The sequence below is a fragment of the Candidatus Nanopelagicales bacterium genome, from assembly GCA_030700225.1.
Taxonomy (GTDB): Bacteria; Actinomycetota; Actinomycetes; order S36-B12.
Genome location: JAUYJT010000070.1, coordinates 1 through 19,176, shown reverse-complemented (window position 1 = coordinate 19,176; position 19,176 = coordinate 1). Strand labels below are relative to the sequence as shown.

The 19,176-nt window shown below is 64.1% G+C and carries 18 protein-coding genes and 1 pseudogene; 5 read left to right on the top strand and 14 right to left on the bottom strand.

The features are described from left to right. Positions 1-6 precede the first annotated feature (6 nt). Together Q8P38_11400 and Q8P38_11395 are read right to left on the bottom strand one after the other, a co-directional pair. A complete protein-coding gene (locus Q8P38_11400) occupies positions 7-717 on the bottom strand; it encodes an MBL fold metallo-hydrolase (protein MDP4015207.1) in 711 nt (236 codons plus the stop codon). Positions 718-727: 10 nt separating this feature from the next. Continuing rightward, positions 728-1,507 carry a VOC family protein gene (locus Q8P38_11395; GenBank protein MDP4015206.1) on the bottom strand — a complete coding sequence of 260 codons (780 nt, stop codon included), beginning with the start codon at positions 1,505-1,507 and terminating at the stop codon, positions 728-730. Between the two features lie 145 nt (positions 1,508-1,652). Between Q8P38_11395 and Q8P38_11390 the strand changes: the two genes are divergently transcribed. From Q8P38_11390 to Q8P38_11380, 3 genes are all read left to right on the top strand, one after another. Next, the gene (locus Q8P38_11390; GenBank protein MDP4015205.1) at positions 1,653-2,615 is read left to right on the top strand and encodes an SRPBCC domain-containing protein; all 963 of its coding nucleotides are present in this window, start codon (positions 1,653-1,655) and stop codon (positions 2,613-2,615) included. Positions 2,616-2,626: 11 nt separating this feature from the next. Further along, positions 2,627-3,958 (top strand): chloride channel protein, encoded by a 1,332-nt coding sequence (locus tag Q8P38_11385; GenBank protein ID MDP4015204.1) that lies wholly within the window; start codon positions 2,627-2,629, stop codon positions 3,956-3,958. Between the two features lie 235 nt (positions 3,959-4,193). Beyond that, on the top strand, positions 4,194-4,895 hold the full coding sequence (locus Q8P38_11380; GenBank protein MDP4015203.1) for a hypothetical protein: 702 nt from the start codon (positions 4,194-4,196) through the stop codon (positions 4,893-4,895). Here Q8P38_11380 and Q8P38_11375 read toward each other — a convergent pair. From Q8P38_11375 to Q8P38_11325, 11 genes are all read right to left on the bottom strand, one after another. Further along, a complete protein-coding gene (locus tag Q8P38_11375; protein MDP4015202.1) occupies positions 4,892-6,328 on the bottom strand; it encodes an HAD-IB family hydrolase in 1,437 nt (478 codons plus the stop codon). The two genes, Q8P38_11380 and Q8P38_11375, sit on opposite strands and share 4 nt — an antisense overlap. Beyond that, positions 6,321-8,105 carry a 1-acyl-sn-glycerol-3-phosphate acyltransferase gene (locus Q8P38_11370; protein MDP4015201.1) on the bottom strand — a complete coding sequence of 595 codons (1,785 nt, stop codon included), beginning with the start codon at positions 8,103-8,105 and terminating at the stop codon, positions 6,321-6,323. Before Q8P38_11370 ends, Q8P38_11375 begins: the two co-directional genes overlap by 8 nt. A gap of 127 nt (positions 8,106-8,232) precedes the next feature. After that, complete coding sequence (locus Q8P38_11365; GenBank protein ID MDP4015200.1) at positions 8,233-8,649, bottom strand: hypothetical protein; 417 nt, start codon at positions 8,647-8,649, stop codon at positions 8,233-8,235. Between the two features lie 32 nt (positions 8,650-8,681). After that, entirely contained in the window at positions 8,682-9,776 is a 1,095-nt protein-coding gene (locus Q8P38_11360; protein ID MDP4015199.1) for an ATP-binding protein, read from the bottom strand. Beyond that, the gene (locus Q8P38_11355) at positions 9,776-10,483 is read right to left on the bottom strand and encodes a response regulator transcription factor (protein MDP4015198.1); all 708 of its coding nucleotides are present in this window, start codon (positions 10,481-10,483) and stop codon (positions 9,776-9,778) included. The genes Q8P38_11360 and Q8P38_11355 overlap by 1 nt, the downstream gene beginning before the upstream one ends. Before the next feature lie 14 nt (positions 10,484-10,497). Next, entirely contained in the window at positions 10,498-10,758 is a 261-nt protein-coding gene (locus Q8P38_11350; GenBank protein ID MDP4015197.1) for a hypothetical protein, read from the bottom strand. Between the two features lie 98 nt (positions 10,759-10,856). Beyond that, a complete protein-coding gene (locus Q8P38_11345) occupies positions 10,857-12,629 on the bottom strand; it encodes a GspE/PulE family protein (GenBank protein ID MDP4015196.1) in 1,773 nt (590 codons plus the stop codon). A gap of 12 nt (positions 12,630-12,641) precedes the next feature. Further along, positions 12,642-12,956: a P-II family nitrogen regulator gene (locus Q8P38_11340; GenBank protein MDP4015195.1), complete on the bottom strand. Its 315-nt coding sequence runs from the start codon at positions 12,954-12,956 to the stop codon at positions 12,642-12,644. A 213-nt stretch (positions 12,957-13,169) separates the two neighbouring features. After that, positions 13,170-14,522, bottom strand: a complete 1,353-nt coding sequence (locus tag Q8P38_11335; GenBank protein ID MDP4015194.1) for an inorganic phosphate transporter — start codon at positions 14,520-14,522, stop codon at positions 13,170-13,172. Positions 14,523-14,889: 367 nt separating this feature from the next. Next, positions 14,890-16,125, bottom strand: a complete 1,236-nt coding sequence (locus Q8P38_11330; GenBank protein MDP4015193.1) for a saccharopine dehydrogenase NADP-binding domain-containing protein — start codon at positions 16,123-16,125, stop codon at positions 14,890-14,892. Positions 16,126-16,449: 324 nt separating this feature from the next. After that, positions 16,450-17,466, bottom strand: coding sequence for a DUF4349 domain-containing protein (locus Q8P38_11325; protein ID MDP4015192.1), 1,017 nt, complete (start codon positions 17,464-17,466; stop codon positions 16,450-16,452). Positions 17,467-17,599: 133 nt separating this feature from the next. Between Q8P38_11325 and Q8P38_11320 the strand changes: the two genes are divergently transcribed. Beyond that, positions 17,600-18,664: a hypothetical protein gene (locus tag Q8P38_11320; GenBank protein MDP4015191.1), complete on the top strand. Its 1,065-nt coding sequence runs from the start codon at positions 17,600-17,602 to the stop codon at positions 18,662-18,664. A gap of 33 nt (positions 18,665-18,697) precedes the next feature. On the opposite strand, the pseudogene Q8P38_11315 reads toward Q8P38_11320, so the two are convergent. Continuing rightward, positions 18,698-18,802 (bottom strand): annotated as a pseudogene (locus tag Q8P38_11315) (DnaB-like helicase C-terminal domain-containing protein). Positions 18,803-18,965: 163 nt separating this feature from the next. On the opposite strand from Q8P38_11315, the gene Q8P38_11310 reads away from it, so the two are divergent. Then, a partial coding sequence (locus Q8P38_11310; protein ID MDP4015190.1) for an IS1634 family transposase occupies positions 18,966-19,176 on the top strand: 211 nt, incomplete at its 3' end.

Below are 19,176 nucleotides of genomic sequence, written 5' to 3'. Positions count from 1 at the left end.
CCTCCCCTACGCGGCACGGGACAGGAAGCCGCGGACCGCCTCCCGGGCGCCTGTGCGGATCTCGGGACCGTGGGTGAACGCAGCGATCTTGTAATCCAGTTCGCCAAGCACGTGCGCTGTCTGTTTCGTCTGACGGAACGACGTGCAGTACATGGCGAACGGCCACGTGAGCCGACTGTTCATGTTGAAGATCGAGTCCCCCGTGATCAGCACTCCTGACGGCTCGTGAAGCAACGAAACATGGCCGGGCGTGTGGCCGGGCGTGTGGATCACCCGTAGCCCGCCGCCGACCGGAAGCAACTCCTCGCCCACGACAGCGCGGCCTACCTGCACTGGGTCGAACCCGCCCCACGGCATCCGCGCCGCCAACCGGGCGCCACGAACGCCCGGATCAGCGGGTGGCGCTTGACCCGACGTCACGAAGGGGACGTCATCGACGTGGATGATGACTCCGTCGAGGCCCGCGTCACGAACCAGGCCAGCCGCACCGCCAGCGTGGTCCACGTGAGCATGGGTGAGGATCAGCCGTGACACGCACGACACGTCCTGCCCGATCGCTGACAGGGCCGAGCGAATACGCCCAGGCGCCCGCCACTTCAGCCCCGCGTCAACGAGGGTCAAGCCATCATCGTCGGAGAACACGTACGAGTTGATGTAGTTGCCAAGCGTCGGTATCCGGTACACGCCGGGCACCAGCTCAATGATGTGCTTGGCCACGGTCGGAGACTCAGCCGCTGGAGGACTGGAACGCCATGAACATCGCCCCGGTCGGGTCAATCAACCCGGCGAACTTCCCCATGGATATCTCCATCGGGGGCAAGAAGACCGTGGCTCCAGCCCCCGTCGCCGCCTCAATCGTGGCCGAGAGGTCCTCGACCGCGAAGTAGACCATCCAGCAGCTCGGTGCTTCAGCCGGGGCCATCGGCGGTATCGTCATGGCTCCGGCGACACTGGTGTCTTCGCCTCCCTTGGCGTCGAGGTGTGCGACCTGGTAGCCATCCCCGCCATCCTCCCAGCGCCAACCGAATACCTTCGAGTAGAACGGCCTAGCCGCCTCCAGGTCCCAGGACTGAAGCTCGTTCCAAGTCAGCGACCCGGGCTCGTTGAACAGCTCAGCGCCCTCGTGTGCCCTCGGCTGCCAGACCCCGATGACCGCACCGGACGGGTCCGCCAGCATTGCCATGCGACCGGCGGTCATCACGTCCATCGCCGGCATCACCGTCTTGCCACCCGACTGCTCCGCGACGGATACAACGTAGTCAGCGCTCTCGACCAGCACGTAGGTGTTCCACATGGACGGCACTCCCGCCGCAGCCAGGTCGGGGGGCTGCTGGGCCATGCCCGCGACGAGCTTCCCGCCTTTCATGAACTGCGTGTATGGCACTCCAACGGGTGTCGGAAGATCCACCGCAGTCCATCCGAAGAGCTTCGTGTAGAACGACCGAGCAGACTCCGTGTCCGTCGTTGAAAGATCCACCCATCCAGGCATTCCGCTCGGGTACTTCATCACAGACTCCAATCGCCGGACCGGCTTGGAGGCGCTTGCCGCCAGTACTGAACCTATGGCCGTTCACCGGTCCGGGTCCACTCCAATTGGCGGTAGATGCCGCGCGCCGCTGGGATATCGGCGTTTCTGGTGGAAAAGTGTCCCCATGCTCCATCACGTCTCGATCGCAGCCAAGGAAACGAAACTCGTCGCCCAGACGATCGCCGAACTCACCAATGGAAAGGTCGGCGAGCTGGGCCCGTGGCCTGACGGATACATCGTGTGGGCGTCCGACGAAGCTGGCACAGCCATAGAGATCTACCCGCACGGCACCGAGCTGGCTCCTGACGACGCCGACGGTGAAGTCCGCTTCTGCCACAACTACTTCGCCCCGGACCGCTCGCCAACCCACGCGGCGATATCGGTCAGCAAAACCATCGAGGAAGTAGTCCAGATCGCGCGCCGCGTCGGCTGGCGCTGCGTGCAGCTCGACCGGGGCGGCTTCAACGTCCTGGAACTGTGGATCGAGAACAATGTCCTGTTCGAAGTCATGACGCAGGACATGCTCGCGGCGTATCTGGGAGTCGTTCACGCCCCCCGCGTGGCGGAGGCTGGTATCGGCGCGCAGCCCCTGTCGATGTCGATCCGGGTCTCGGCCTCACCTGAGGAACTGTGGAGGTCCTGGACCAACAGTGAGGCGATACGCACCTGGTGGCCAATGCCGGAGGCAAAGATCGATCTGCGAATCGGCGGAGCCTTCGAGCTGCTGTTCTTGCCGGACGGGGCCGAGGGTCAACGCGGCACGGAGGGATGCCGGATCCTGTCCTACGTCCCAGAGAGCATGCTGTCGTTCACGTGGCCTAGCCCAAGCCATATCCCGGGCGACCTAGCCCACACGTGGGTGGTCCTTTCGATGCGCCCTGACTCTGGGGGCACGGAAGTTGAGTTGACGCAGCTCGGGTTCGGCGTCGGCCCTGAATGGGATGCGTGCCGCCAGTACTTCAGGCACGCGTGGATGCGGATGCTTCGCAAGATGTCGGCCCACTGGGCACCTGACTCGTCCACCGGAATCGACTCCGACGGTGGCGCGGTGACTCTAGGGCAGTCCCCGCGCACGAGTGGAATGTAGGCCCAAACGGGGTGACACAGACACCTGAGGAACCACTCCCTCCCGTTCCGGACGACCCAACGGCACCGGGCAGAGGCCTAGTAGTGCTGGCGGTCGCGGCTGCGGCGGCCGGTGCGATTACCGGACTTCTCGGGGCTGCCTTCCGTTGGACGCTGATGCGCGCCGACGAAGCCCGGATCGAATCCGTTGAGTTCCTGCACGGCACGCCGTGGGCCGGGACTCTGATGATCATCACCGCTGCGGGGATCGCTGTCGCTCTGGCGCGCCTGATCGTGCGGTGGGTTCCGGCGGCTTCAGGCAGCGGGGTGCAGCGAGTCGAAGGCGAGGTGCGCGACCAACTTCCACTTGAGCACAAACGCGTCATCCCGGCGAAGTTCGTCGGAGGCGTCCTGTCCATGGGCGCGGGCATGGCCCTGGGCCGCGAGGGTCCGACGGTCCAGATGGGCGCCGCCGTCGGCAGCAACGTCGGCAAGCTCGCCCGCCTCGGCCGGGCGGCCAACACGGATCTCGGAGCTGCCATGGCCGGCGCTGGCTTGGCTGTCGCCTTCAACGCTCCTACAGGTGGGGCGATTTTCGTCTTCGAGGAACTCACCCGCGCCTTCCGAGTGCGACTCGTAGCGGCGACGATCATCGGCACCGCGTGCGCGATCTTCGTATCGCGCGGAATCCTGGGAGACAGCCCAGAGTTCACCCTGGCTTCCGCCCCGGGTATCTCACTGGGGGAAATCGCCGCCTACTCCCTCTTCGGATTGATGCTTGGCCTCATCGGCGCCGCCTACAACAAGACCGTCATCTGGTCGCTGGACCAGATGACGCGCGTGCCGAAGTTGTCGTTCGAGGCCAAAGCAGCGGTTGTCGGCGGAATCGTCGGGGCCGTCGGCTGGTTCGCGCCGACACTGGCCGGGGAGGGGGCCCTCATCAGCCAACAGATGCTGACCGCGGCCCCGCCCCTGGCTGTCGTACTAGTCATCCTGGCGGTCCGCTGGATCCTCGGGCCGCTGTCCTACTCCGTCGGAACACCAGGCGGGTTGTTCGCCCCCTTGCTCGCCTTGGGCGCGACCTGCGGGGCACTGTTCGCCATGGTCGTCAACCTCGCCGTCCCTTCCCTCGCACTTCCTACAGCAGCGTTCGCCCTTGTCGGCATGTCAACCATGTTCGCGGCGGTAGTCCGCGCCCCCTTGACCGGTGTTGTGATCGTGGCCGAGATGGCAGCGACGACGAACCTGCTGCCGGCCGCACTGCTAGCAGCCGCGGTTGCCGTGATCGCAGCGACACTCGTGCGCTCAGAACCCATCTATGATTCACTGCGGCACCGGAGCATCGCGCAAGACGAGCGCGGCTGAGCTCCCGCACAACGGCCGGGGTCCGGGTCCCACCCACCATGATCAACAACTTCCCCAAACCGCGCGCATCTAGTGATCACTACCGATAGCGTGGTCAAGATCACTAACGGTCGTTTTGGGCTGAGCGGCCACTTCCAGCACCATGGAGGGACTCCAGAACCACACGAATACCTGTGAGCTGGCCGCCCAGACCGCGGCAGGTCGGCAGCCCATTCATGAACTCCGCGAGGTGAAAGTGTTCGATCGATTCCCTGGGCTGGCGCGCCCCGCTGCGGGAGTTGGACTCGCCGTAGCACTCAGCATTGCGTTCGTGTCGGCATCTCCGGCGCAGGCTCACGAATTCTCCAATGACTTGATCTCATCCCAGGGGCTGGCCACCGAGATTGGCTCATACGGCGGGCAGTGCAAGGTCTTCGCGCAAGCCGTAGTCAACAGCGTGCTCAAGCAGCGCCACGTCAAGCACCGGGTACGCGGCTACGGCACGCCCGGCGGCGCGTACTACGGCTCGTATCGCCGAGCTGGCGGAGTTCGTGTGAATCTGAGTGACGCGCAACCCGGCGACCTGATCCAAGTCATCACGCGGCGCTTCAAACGATCGGACTCCCCGCCCAGACGCGACGCTGACGGGAACTCGGTGCTTCACACGGCCATCGTTGTGGATCTGCTCGCACCGGGTACGTACCGCGTTCGCGACTCCAACTGGCACGGCGACGAAACTGTCCAGGAGCACAAGTGGAAGCCCCGGACCTGGCGGCGCAGCGGAGCCGAGGTCTATGTCTGGCGATTCGGCACGGTGCCGGAATCCGCAAGTGCCAGCGCCATGCTCCCACCCGACTCCGGGGCCGCCCTGGCTAAGGTGCTTGCCAGCCCAGCGTTCGCAGCGGTCTGGCCGTTGGGACTGGCACCCATTCCCTTGGGCCAGGCGCCCGCTGCCTAACGCGTAGGCCAGTTCGCCAGTGTCTTCAGGAACATGCCGCGCACCTCGGCGATCTTCGAGTCCAGGTTCTCCTTGTTCCAGCCCTTCGTGAAGATCGGCTGGAGGACTGCCACGTCAACCGTCCCCGGATGCACCACGTAGGAGTGGGCCCGCATCAGCTCGCCACAGTTGCGCATCACTACCGGGACTATGGGCACGTTCGCCTGCATCGCGACGTGGAAGGCCCCTTTCTTGAAAGGTAGAAGCCTAGGCGTTGGCGATCTTGTTCCCTCTGGGGCGATCGCGATCGACCTGCCACCCTTCAGAGCCTCGACTACCGGCCTAAGCGCCTCAACCGCCTTCGCCGTGTTCGCCCTATCGATGTACGCCACGTCGGCCAGGTAGCCGACAGGGGCGAATAGAGGATCATGCTCCAGCGACTTCTTCGCCACCCCAGTGAAGTCACGCCGCAGCACAGAGCCCAGTACAAACACATCCAGTTGGCTTTGATGGTTGAAGATGAACACCGCCGGTCGGTGCGACCATGCGTTCTTCTCACCTACGACCCTCAGTTCGACGCCCGCTGTAGCCAGCGTCAGGTCGGATCCCACAGTCGCGGCGACGTTCGCGCCGACCGTGCGGTTGCGGTTGAGAACCGCCATCGCCGCACCTGTCACGACACCGGCGGCGAAGACCCCGGCAGCGGCAGCGCTGCGAGCGATCGTGATCGGAGTCGTCTTTGGGGGAAGCTTCAGATGGGCGATACCCCACCGCCGCTTTCGGGCAACCTTGGCCAGGTCCGCGTCGGGGTTCACTGCCCTCGGCCTGCCGACCGACTCCAGCATTGGCAGATCCTCGGAGCCATTCGAGTACGCGAATGAGCGCGAAAGATCAACATCGTGGTCTGTCGAGAAACGCTTCAATGCGTCGACCTTCACCGGCCCCCAGCACAGTTCACCGTCCAGTCGGCCAGTCACAACACCTTCGTCATTCACCTCAATCTGTGTGCACACCAGGTGATTGATTCCCAAATCCTCAGCGGTCGGGCCGATCTGCAACGTCGTAGCCGATGAGGCAATAACTACCGTGTGACCCATCCGCAGGTGCGCATCCACCAAGGTGCGTGCCTCTGGGAACACCATCCCCGAGATCCTCTTCGCGAAGACCTTGCGACTCCAGCCTTCGAACTCCTCATAGCTTTGGCCCGCCTGCGCCTCGATGCCGATACGCATCAGTTCCGACACGTCGTGGATACGACGCTCCACCGCGACGCGCTCAACTGTCGTGTGAAGCAGGTCCTTCAGCGGGATCTCGCCGTGCTCCAAGCGCTGCTCGAAGAATGCCGCAGCCGAGTAGCCGCTGATCAGCGTGCCGTCAAACGCGAAGAAGGCACCAACGCGCGGCCCCCAAGGGCTGTTCTCGACATCGTCTATGAGCCACTCGATGTCAGACATCCAACTCGGCCTCCCATCTGCTACGGGAGAGCATCCGAATCGCCCGAACTCTCCGCACCGACTCGCGAAGCTCGTCGGCCAGCGCACGCCTGCGTTCCCGCAGATCCTGGCCACCGGTGCCCATCAAACCGAAGTTGTCCGCCAGCTTCAATGCGTTGCGGAACAGGTCCTTCGAGATCGACTCCGGGCTGTGAAGCTTGCGCTGCAGCCACCACTGCTGGCCTACACCGAAACACTGCTCGATCAGGGCGTCCTGATCAATCACAGATTCAGGGTCATGGTCGGCCAATCGATCCGCCACTACGAGGTAGGCCTCCAGGAACGGAGCGATCACGCGAGGCGCCACGAATAGGCGCATCGACTCGAACAGCCGTTGTACCGACACCGACGAACCCGCGTCCAGCTGCCAATCCGGGTCGACAATCCTTGCTTCCTCGGCCACTGCCTCGGCGAACTCCCGCGTCCGGGGGAAGAAGAACTCGAACTTCAGCAGATCCTTCAGGCGCTTCGCGCTCGCCCAAGTCGCGGAGCTGATGTCGTCGGCGCCGCTCTCAAGGGCTCCCAGCAAAGCCACTTCCACGATCGCCCTGGTAATGAAGAAGTGGATGATCGTATTCCGGTAGAAGGCCGCCGCAAGCTGCTGGTCGCGGGGAATCACGAACACCGGCTCGGTGCCGCCATCGTGCCTCGTGACGACGCCCTCACGCACCAGGGCGTTGACCGCGTCAGGCAGCTCGATGGACCCGCTCAAGTCAACGTCACCGGTCACCGGCAGCTCGCGAACTTGTATGTACTCCAATAGCGGACGCAGGATCTCGGCGCCCTCCCTAACGGTGATAGCGCGGTCATCGTTATCCAGCAGCGCGAATGTGACCAGGGCGGTCGGAGTAACCGGCGTCGCGTTGTTGATGCGGTTGCAGACTTCGAACGCCACCTTCGCAACAGCCAGTCGGGGTCGCGGCCTTCCATTCTCGTCCTCAGTGAGCGCGATCGCGGACCTCAGAGCCAGCGGCTCCCCGAATCGCAAGTGCGCACGGCCAAGCCTTCGGGACTGCGACTTCGCGAAGTTGTAGAGCCAGCCCAGGCTTTCCGGGCTCTTGGCGCCACCCATTTCCTCCGCTGAGATCGCGCCCACCTCGTGCTGCTGGTCGTAGATCACCGACGTCGGTATCAGGAAAACGTCGTTTTCCGGGTCCTCGGCGAAGGCATCGATAACGTAGCTGAGGACCCCATAGCGGGGCGGACGCAGCTTCCCCGTCCTGGTCCGACCGCCCTCGATGTACCACTCAAGGTTGGTCCTGCTCTTGAGCAACGAAGACAAGTATGCCCTCAGCACGGCCCGGTAGACAGGAGCGTTCTTGAACTCGCGGCGAATGAACACCAGTCCGCTTCGCTGTCCGACCCCGGCGAGCGGCCAAATCGCGAGGTTAGCGCCGCCCAGCACATGATTCGGCGGGAAGTCATGCCGCTCAAGGGCCGAATGCAGGACCAGGGGATCCAGATACGACCGATGGTTCGGCAGGAAGATCAGCGTCGCATCGCGCGCCAGAACCTTCAGCTGGTCGATCGCCTCGTCGTCGACATCGAGCTTGTAGGCACGGGCCAACCACCGGCAGAACTTGTCCCACCCGGCCACAGCCAAGCTCGTCGGACGCGCGGCCATCTCGGCCAGACAGGACCGCGCCTCTTTGATGAGTTGCTCGCGAGGCTGCCCGGTCTGCTCCTCCAGCTCGTCAAGGGCGCGGCTGAATTCCGGACTGTCAATAGCTGTTAGCACGACGAGGAGGCCTCCGTGTCCTGGCAGTCAGGGCTCTAGCCGGAACTCTATTGAGCACCGCGACCTGATGCCTGCCGGGCGACGAGGCCCTACTTCGAAGGCCCTTGTGCAGCTAGGGCACGATCGGCTACTGCAGACCGCTAGGGCTTCCCGAACGCGTCGACGCCTTGGCTGTGACGTTGACCGAGTACATCTCGCCACCTGGCGTACCGCCGAACACGGTCAGCTTCGCCTTGCCAGGAGCCAAGACCAGCGCCCCGCCATTGAAGTCGGCGCTGCCATCGCTGTAGGGCTGCGACACCCGCAAGACCGCTGGGTTGTCAGTAGTCACCTTCGTCACATTTGGCGTGGTCACATTCAGGTTGTCGCCAACGCTGACCGTGACGTCACCGGCTTTGGTGATGGGGATTGGGGGAAGCACGTTGCCAGTTGGGGACTCACTCGGCGCGGGCGATGTGGGCGATGGGCTGGGACTCGGCGCGGGCGTGGAACACGCGACCAGCACCAGCGAAGCGGCAATTCCGACAGCAATTCTTTTCAGCATGCGCGCAGGCTACGCCAAGGAACCCTGACTTGTCAGCTAATGAGCAAAGCGAGTCGCATCGTGGCGCCCCGGCCACTGCCCGAGCTGGAAGCAACGAGATCCCCACCATGGGCGCGGGCAATCCCGCGAGCGATCGTCAGTCCCAACCCGCTACCGGAGTCTCCTTCCCTGTGACGCGCCGGATCTCCGCGGTGAAAGCGGTCGAAGACGCTGACGAGGTCCTCCGGTGGAATGCCCTCGCCCGAATCGGCGACGCTAACCGAAGCCATTCGTCGTCCATGCCTAGCCGTAGTGACAGTGACCCGACCGCCCGACGGAGTGTGGCGCAGAGCGTTGTCGAGAAGATTCGTCAGCACCTGCCCAATCCTCGCGCGATCTAGCTGACACAGCAGGCCCTCACCCCCCACGAAGGTGAGCTCCACTCCCTTGGCCTCGTAGCGGGGCAGAGCGGACATGACCGCGATCCTTGCCACATCGTCCAGGTCCTCCGGCGACAACGCGAGTGCGAGAGCGTGCTCGTCGACAGATGACAGCTCGCTCAGATCCCCGGCGAGCCGAGTCAGCCGGTGTGTTTGATCATGCAGAACTGCCCACGTAGACGCGGACTGCCCGATAACGCCATCTTCCAGCCCTTGCACGTAGGCGTCCAAAACTGCCACCGGCGTCCGCAGCTCGTGAACCAGATCCGCGACCAACCTTTGCCTGCCCTCCTCCGAGGTGCGCAACTGGCGGGCCATGTCTCGGAACGCGGATTCGAGAGCGTCGAAGTCCGGCCCCAGCCCGGACGGTTCGATCGCAACGTCGTAGTTCCCACCAGCTACCTTCCGCGCTGCCTCCGCCAGAGCGCCCACCGGAGAAGCGATGCGCCGCACGAGTAGGGCCGACGTGGCAATCGCGACAGCGAGAGCCACCAAGCCGCCAACCGACAGTGCCGTAGTCAACCCCGTCGCGAAGGCCTCCTGGGCATGGCGCGTCAACTCTGAATTGGCGCCGTCTGGCTCGCCAAGGTGCAAGCGGAATATCGGCGGCGCGATTAGGAAGGCGGTCACCACGAGCGCGGCGGCGCCGGCGATCAGTACGAGAATCTGGATCGTGAGCAGGCGGGCACCGAGGCCCAGTGCCCTCACTAGGGGCTCAATCCGTAGCCGATGCCGCGAATCGTACGAACGTACCGGGGTTCGCTCGCGTCGTCGCCCAGCTTGCCGCGAATGTGCCCGATGTGGACATCAACGATCTGGTCCCCACCAACCCAGTCGGAACCCCAGACCGCCTCAATGAGCTGACGCCTGGTGAACGCTGCCGTCGGCCGGGCGGCCAGCGCCGAAAGGATGTCGAACTCCGTGCGGGTGAGCGCAACCTCCTTGCCCGCGACGTGAACCCTGCGGGACACGGGATCAACGACTAGATCACCGCAGATGAGCGGCTCGCCGCCGTACGGCTCAGAAGCGACGGCTTGCTCCGCCCTCGGACGACGCAGCAGAGCCTTGGCCCGGGCCACTAGCTCCCGGGGCCCAAACGGCTTGACAACATAGTCGTCGGCACCGACGGAAAGCCCCACGACCGCGTCGGTCTCATCGTCCCGGGCGGTCAACATGAGCACGTAGGCGTCCGAAAACGTCCTGATCTGTCTGCATACCTCGAATCCGTCAAACCCCGGAAGCATCACGTCGAGGATTATCAGGTCTGGCCGCCGCGCCTTGGCAACCTCGACGGCGCTCGGTCCGTCGTGCGCGAAGCACGTGTCGAACCCTTCTCGGGTTAGGTAGCTGGCCACGACCTTCGTTAGCGCGGCCTCATCGTCTACGACGAGGACTACGGGCTTGTTCGAACTCACCCGCTCATTGTCCCCTAGAAAGCGTCGCGGCTGGCGCTGGAGCGCGAAGCGCCGATCTCCCGCAGCGCGGCGCGGTAGGTTTCCGTGTCGATCTCGCCGCTAGCGAACCGCCGGTCCAGGATCTCGGCGGCCGATTCAGAGCCTCGCGTCTGCCCTGGGAAAACCCTGTAGATGGCCCAGACGATCACGGCCAGAAGTCCGCCCCAGAACAACACCATCGCGCCGAGCATGATCCACGACCAGCCGCCTCCGTAGTCTCCGTATCCCCACATCATGGCAACCACCTCACTAGGTCTCCACCTTCATGATCTGCCAACGATCCGGCGGTCTGGCGCTGGATCCATGAAGAACCCGTGAAGTTCCCGATGCGACGTCAGAGGACGTATGTGCTGCGGATGATCTCTGCGATCGTGGTCACGTCGGTCTCCGCGAGGCGGAGACCTTCGCTCCTCAAGGCGCGCATGCCCTTGGAAGCGGCGAGAGAGTGAACGGATGACAGGTTGGCATCGCCCGAGACTAGAAGGTCCCGCATCTCATCGGTGACGGTCAGGACCTCGAAGACTCCCGTCCGACCTTGATAGCCCGTGCCACTGCAGAAGTTACAGCCCCGCCCGGCCCAGAACGTAGTCTTCGGGCGGCCGCCGGACTTCTCGTAGAAGTCGATCTCCTTCTTCGTTCTTTCGTACGGAACGCGGCACGACGAACATATCCGTCGGACCAGGCGCTGCCCGACGACGGCGATGACCGATGACGCCACCAGGAATGGCTCGATGCTCATGTCAAGCAAACGAAGCAGCGCCCGCGCGGCATCGGTCGCGTGGATTGTCGACATGACGAAGTGGCCGGTCATCGCGGCCTGAATAGCAACCTGAGCTGTTTCCACATCACGGATCTCGCCAACCAAGATGGCGTCAGGATCCTGACGCATGACGGCCCTGAGTGCCCCAGCGAAGTCGACCCCGATGCTCTCGTCGACGCTGATCTGATTGATAGCGGGCAGCGTGTACTCCACAGGGTCTTCGATCGTGACAATGTTGATCTCGGGCCGCGTGATCGCGTTGAGCGCCGCGTACAGGGTCGTGGTCTTGCCGCTCCCCGTCGGACCAGCTGACAAGACCATCCCGTACGGCGACCTCAAGATGGACCGGAAGGTCTGGTACGTGTCGCGAGCCATTCCGAGGCCCCTAAGCTCGAGCACCTCCCGGCTCTTGTCCAACAACCGTAGGACGACTTTCTCTCCCCAAATCACTCCGACGGTCGCGACACGGATGTCCAGGGGGTGCCCATCGACCTCCATGCAGATCTGGCCGTCCTGGGGACGGCGGCGCTCCACGATGTCCATCCCAGCCATGATCTTCAGGCGACTCACCAAGGAGGAGATCATGTTTGACGGCACAACCAGGGCTTCTCTTAGTGCCCCGTCGACGCGGAATCGAACGCGCAGGTTCTCGCTAGTCGGCTCCATGTGAACGTCCGAGGCCCGCCTTCGCACAGCCTCGGTGATGATCATATTGACGACAGCGACTACTGGCGTGTCTTGAACCACAGCTTCCGATTGCATGCGTGTTGGAGGCCGCTCCAGCTCATCATCTGGATGGCTGGCAGCGAAGGCCGCGATCTCGCGCTCCAGCCCAGATACAGCCCTGTAGCTCGTGTCTATGGCCCAGTCGATCTCCGCGGGGGTGGCCAGCAGAAGACGTATCCGCGAGCCGACCAGACGAGTTAGCTCAGCCTCGACACCCGCATCCGGATGAGTGACCGCAACTAGGACGGGCCCCCCTTTCTGCTTCTCAATCGGGACTGCTCGCAAGCGGCGCGCGTCACGCTCATCCAGCAACGCCACCGCATCCCGGTTGGGCGCTCCGCGACTCAGGTTGGCTACCTCGAGCCCATGCTCCTTGGCGAGCTCGGCGAGGACTTGCTGTTCGTCCACCAGACCGAGACTCGCCAGCACACCCTTGCCCGAGCTCGCGGCCGCCATAGCCGACGACGCGAGCTGCCCGGCGCTGACTGCCCCGCCGTTGGAACTCAGCAGCTCTCCATGGCGCCTCAGACTGAGCCTCGGCCCCGGAACGAGATCTGAATCCGCTGCTGAAGGATTGCCTCTTGCCGTGGGATCGTCCGACCGACGACGGGGGAGACCCATGAATCCGGCCGTCTACGCGGTGACCGGCTTGTGCGACAACACCGTCTGCATCACAGCGATTACGTCGTCTGCGTCTGTGCCACCGTTCACAGACCGGGACATCACTTCGAGGACGCTGTCGGCGTGTTCATCCGGTACCACAACCTCGACCCTCATTCTGGGTACCAGATACGTCTGGACCGCGGCTCCGCGGTACGTCTGCTCCTCTGGACCGCGCTGGCGACCGTAGACCTCCCAGACCGTCATCGATGAAATGCCCGTTTCCTCGAGAGCGTTCTTCAGATCGTCGAGCTGCTGCGGCTTGACCACCATGCTGATTAGTTGCATCCCTTGGCTCCTGTCCAACCAGTTGCGCTCGCCTCCTGCGAGGCCTGCTCCAGGCGTTCCCTGCGGGGGGAGCGCCGCACCACTTGACACCGAAACTTCATCAAACGGTACAGCCTCGATGGCGGATGCGAAGCACGTTTCGAATGAAATCCAAAAGTGACTCTTGTCGGCTGCCCGCACTGGACGAATGGGCCGGGGCCGGGGACTGCGCGGTCAAGCTCCGGTGGATGACTCCTCTTTGGAGACCACGCGGGACAAGCCGTCAATTCGCTTGCCGTTCGCCTCGATCAGCGCCGCGTTCCTATCGTGCCCGTTCACGGGCTTCCCATTGCCGTTCACGATCGGACTTGGCGCGGGTTGCACCGCCGCCGCTTGATCATGTCCGGGCCAGACAGGTCCGTGACCGACGAAGTGCGGGTGAACAGGATGGAGCGCCTCGTCGAGAGCTTCCTCACTCGGAATCTCCGCCTCCACATCCCCAGCGTGAATGGTGTGGAGCATTGCCCAAATCACCCAAGCGGCCAAGCCGCAGATGACGACAGAGACTGCCACGCTGGCCAGGACCGTTGGGAGCTGCGTCAACTTGAACAAGACGAAAGCGATCAACCCGGCCGACGGGATCGTGAGCACCCACGCCAGCACCATCTCGCCGACGACCTTCCAGTTGGCTCCCTTGCCCGACGACACGCCAGCGCCAATGACCGAGCTACCGGCAGCGTGAGTCGTCGAGATCGGCATACCCACCGCAGTCGCACCGAAGATCGCTGCCGAGGACCCGATATTCGCTGCGGCTCCGGAGTTGGCATGCAGCGTGGTTATCTTCAGCCCGACTGTCTCGATGATCTTCCAGCCGCCCCACAAGGTGCCGAGCGCGATCGCCGTGTAAGCACTCAGGGCGGCCCATTCCGGCACTTCGATGCTTCCGTCGGAGCCCACCGAGGTATACCCGGCGCCGAGCATCAGGGCCCCGATCACTCCCATGGTCTTCTGGGCGTCGTTGGCCCCGTGCCCGAACGACAGGGCACCCGCAGACACGAGCTGCAGGCCCTTGAACACCGGGTGGTTATCGTGGATCCGCAGGAGCCTCTGAAGGCCAAGCACCACGTACATGGCCAGAACCGCGATGGTGATCGCCACTAGGGGCGACGCGACGATTCCGATTGCCGCCAGCTTCACGCTGTCCCAGGCAATTGCTGCCAGCCCGCCCGCTGCCAGCCCGGCTCCGACAAGCCCCCCGATGATGGCGTGGCTCGATGACGATGGCATTCCGAAGTACCAAGTGATGTAGTTCCACGCGATCGCGGCGAACAGCGCGGCGAACACCACCGCCACCCCGGCGTACTCCGAGTGGACGGTCTTGGCGACCGTGCTCGCCACAGCGGTGCCGACCACGAAGTAGGCGAGGAAATTGAAGACCGCGGCGAATGCCGGCGCCCAGCGAGCTGGCAGTGCGCGCGTGACCACAACCGTCGACACGGTATTGGCCGCGTCGTGGAATCCGTTGGTGAAGTCGAACAGCAGAGCCAGAGCCACCAAAGCGATGATCGTAATCAGCGCGATATCCAACGTCCACCAATCCTCGTCGTTTCAGCATTAATCCGGCTCGGGTCACTTCGACCCAATGGACACAGAGTCGCCCCACGAAGCGAATCCGGGCTGGCCTGACGGTGAACGTCCCGTGAACGGTTGGTGACGGATGTTCTCCGCCCCACGAAGCGAAGCCGCGCGGGCACGAATCGCTCATCGGGGTGTGCCCACAGGCACGTGCCCAGACCTGAATCCACCGCGGATTGTGGTGGGTGGGTCGGCGAGCCCAGGCTCTTGCCACCCGGATGGTGCGGAGGTGAGTAGCCGGGGGGAGTTGCACCCCCCGGCTACTCACCTTTGCATCATCGGGGCCTCCACAGAGGCGAGTCATGGCGGTAGATTCAGGCTAGAACGCCAGATTGAGTTCCGAGACGCCGTCGGGCCGGTGGCGCTCGACGTGGATCGGCAGCGAACCGCTTCCGGACCCTTCGACCCCAAGAGACCCGACGATCCCGCTGGCCAAGTTCAGCATCCTCAACGGATCGACGACCGCCTCCGGAGGGTAGACGCCCGCCTCGGCGATCTTCCCCTCACCCTCGGCCATGAGGACGGCGCCGATGCCCGCCGGGATGCCCGTCCCCTCGCCCGCGCCGGCGCTGCGCGACGAGAGCGAGAAGACGTAGCGCTCGGGAGCACCCTCCTTCTGACCTCGGACGTCGATGACCAAGCAGCCAGCAGGTCCGTCGATCGCGGCCTCCGCCAGGAGTCTGGGCCGGGTCGCGATCAAGTGCGCCACAGAGAAATCCCTAGGAACAACTTCGACGCCACCCACGCGCAAGGGGGCCGTACCACAGGCGTCGGCTCGAACGAGGTCCTGTGTGAGCTCGAAGTAAGACAGCGGGAACACGACTCCCCTGTTGGTGACGCGGCGAACCCCAGGCAAGTACCGAGGCAAGGTAATCGTTTCTGGATGCGGATACGGGTACACAGGGAACCGGCCGACGTCGCGGAAGTCGACCTCGATGACGTAGGCAGCTCCGCTGTCGTCCAGCATCCGCACCTTGCGCATCTGCCCGTCCTCCCAGATCGGGATGTCACTGGTCATCGCGTGGATCCGGTGGCCGAGGACGGCCGGTCCCTCCTGGGGCTCTCCCCCGTGGATGTGCATGATGTCCACCGATTCGACACTGTCAAGCAGCTGGTCCGCCGCGAACCGTGCCAGCACATTGGCCAGGCCAGGTGAGTTGCCCATGCCCAGGAGCGCGCGTACGCCCTTCGCCTTGGCTGCGGCGTCCATCTGAAGCATCCGCTCGGTCGCGTCCAGGTCATCGCACACATCGACGTAATCGACCCCGCTATCGATTGCGGCGGCGAGGATCTGAGGGCCGAAACGGTAGAACGGGCCCACGGTGTTCAACACCACGGATGCGCCGTCAAGCGAACGCCGCAGTGAACTCGGATCGTCGACGTCGACGCCGACTCCGACCACTCGTTTCCTGCGGAAGCTCGCCGCTAAAGCCTCGGCGCGTTCCCCGTCCAGATCGGCGATGACAATGTCGGTGAAGACGTTGGCCGCCAGGACGGTTCGTGCGGCGATCGTGCCGATGCCACCGCACCCACCGAGCAGCACGATCTTGCTCATGGGGTCGAGAGTAGTTCGAGCCCCTCGCTCGGGTGTTGACAGCCCGGCCGCTTGGCGGTCGTTGTGGTGTAAGGCCGAAGCTTCGGCGGAAAACACCCAGCACAACGTCGGCCTTGCGCGACAACGTCGGCCTTGCGCGACAACGTCGGCCTTGCGCGACAACATCGGCCTTGCGCGACAACGTCGGCCTTGCGCAACAACGTCGGCCTTGACATCGACAGTGGCGTCCACTCAGGGGACCCCCGCACTGTCACCAATCCGGCCGCGTTCGGCAACTAGACGGCCCGAGCTTCGCCCGTCCCTGGGGCGTCCCCGACCGCGCACTCACTCAGTTGGCGGAACCTCTTCGGCCTCGGAAACTGAGCGGCTCCGGTTCGACCTCTGGACGAGCCACCAGATCAGCAGTCCAGCTGCCAGCAACAACACCAGCAAGGGGGAGATGACGGCGATTCCAATCACGACCGCCGCCCAGGAACTAGCGAACCCGTCCCAAACCTGTGCCCACCATGACAGCTCGCCGGGCGGGACGAACTGCGCTACCGACTCAGCCGTCGTGACCGTGGCTGTGATCGTCGCCAGGGAGACCGAGTCGGCCAACGTGCGGCGCTGAGCCTGCAGCGACTCCAGCGTCTCTTGCCTCTTGGTCAGCTCCTTCTCGATCTCGATGATCTCCGAGATGTCGCTGGCCTGACGCATCAGGGCGCTGACCCGGCGGACGCTGGCTTTCTGAGCGGAGATCCTCGCATCCAGGTCGACGGCCTGGTCGGTCACGTCGGAAGTTGTTGCCGACAACGTGACGATCTCACCTAGAGAGTTGATCGCGTCCAGCGCTGCCTGGTAGCGGGTAGCCGGCACCTTGATACTCACAGTCACCCATGGTCCGACGACGGGAGCAGGAGGGCACACTTCGGCTGTGGGGCGGGACTGCTTAGGTCCCACTGCGCACGGGACGCCGACGCCGGCTACATCCCCCATGGATGAACTCCCAACAATGGACACCACGAAACCGTTGTTGGCTTTCGCGGTGGACGTGATCGCATCACCAGCGGCGGTGACATCATCGGCGACGATCACAACGGTCGCCTTGCGAACGAGCATGCGGTCCGCGGGCGCTGCCGCGATGGGCGCCTTCCCCACGGCCGGAGCTCCCTGATCCACGCTGGCCGAGAGCTGGTCCCCTCCCTTCAGCCGCTCCCCTGAGCTAGGCGCCCCCTCTACACCCTCAACCGTCCCGGAGTCCGACGTAGCGGGATCACCTGTGCATCCAGCCAGAGCCGCGGCGGCGGCCAAGCCCAAGGCGGTGAATGTGACGACGGCACGACTGGGGAGAGTAGGTCTCATGTAGTCACTGACGCGACGGGGCGCGCATCCGTTCCATCGGGGAGGCGCTGATCTGCTAGAAGCAATTCGTTTCCGCGCACAGACTCCCGTTGATCCCGACATACTTGCCGGGAGACCGATTGAGGAGTTCCAGATGGTACTGACTAGATCACTGCTCATTGGCGGATGCGCGACGGGCCTGGCACTGGCACTCGTGGCCCCTTCCGGCAACGCGACCTATGAAAGCGCCGCGAGGACCGTCAAGATCGACATCCCCATGGCGACGGATGTCGCCTCGTCCCGGGACGGCTCGCGGGTCTGGGTTGTTGGCGCCGACGATGGAACCATCAACAAGATCGCCGACGAGGAGCTGAAGGAGACCATCACGACCGATGGGGATTTCGTGATGAATGTCTGGACGACGCCACGCGGCAAGAAGGCCTTCGTCATCGATGGGACCAGGGACCGACTGTTCAAGGCCGACTGGTCAAGCAGCGAGCTCCGCAGTAGATCCACCAAGGAGACCCCGATAGCACTCGTTGGGGGCAAGTCGGGCGGCCGCAAAGTCCTGTACGTGCTGAACCTCAACAACGGTGTGGACGAGCCCAAGACCGTGTCAGTCTTCGGCAGACCGAAGATGAAGCTGCTCGACACGTTCAGGCTGCCGAAGCCCAGCATCAACCAGCCGCAGGCCCTCGCCTTGTCGCCAGACGGTTCCAAGCTGTATGTCGGCAACGGCAGAGGCGTCAGGGCGGCTGTCTGGGTTCTGTCCACCAAGACCGGCAAGATCTTGCACAGGTTGCAGGCCACATACCCCGACTGGACAGACCTCATGCTCGAGGTTGAGGCGATCGCCGTCGCGCCCCGTGGCAAGTACTTGTTCGTTGGCGTGTTCGGTCAGGCCGCGACCTACAAGCTCAACGCGACCACGGGCGAGATCGTCGCGATGCGGAAGGCGAAGAACCAGGAAACGGTGACAGCCGTATCCATGATGGGAGCCCACCGCGTCCTCGCCCTGTCGGCGTCGCCATCAGAGGGTGACCTTCCGAAGGAAGGCAAGTTACAGGTTCTGAGGAGGAAGAACCTCAAGCCGACGCGGAAGAAGATCACCGTGGACCGTCTTCCGATCGGCCTCGCCGCGAGCCAATCCGGCAAGAAGTTGACGGCTCACGTCGCCAACAACGTCTTTGGGTCGTATTGGGGGATCTCCATCAGGTGAGCTGGGAGGCTCAGTGCGGGATGCGGCCAGCGGCTAGTCCGCGGCCATGTCCACGAAGCGCGAGTAGTGGCCCTGGAATGCGACCGTGATGGTGTCGGTGGGGCCGTTCCTGTGCTTGGCGACGATGAAGTCCGCTTCGATGCCTCGACGTCGCCATCTGGGCGCCACGCCAGCCCCAAGTGCTCGGTGACCTGACTTGGCTCAAGTTTGGGCCCTGGCTGGGGTCGCATGGCTGTGACTAGGGGATTTGCTGGTCGGGGCGGCGGATTTGGTGCACTAATCGGTTCGTAGTCTCGGGCCTGTGGCGTACGTTCGCACCGTCAAGACCGCGTCGGGGGCTCGGGCGGTGCAGATCGTGTACTCCTCGCATGGTGGTTCCAGGAAGATCGAGCACCTGGGCTCGGCGCGCGACGACGCCGAACTGGTGGCGCTGAAGGCCGCAGCCCAGCAGCGGCTGGCGGGCGGGCAGGCCGAGCTGGACCTCGGGCTGCACGCGGCTGCCGCCCCGGGTA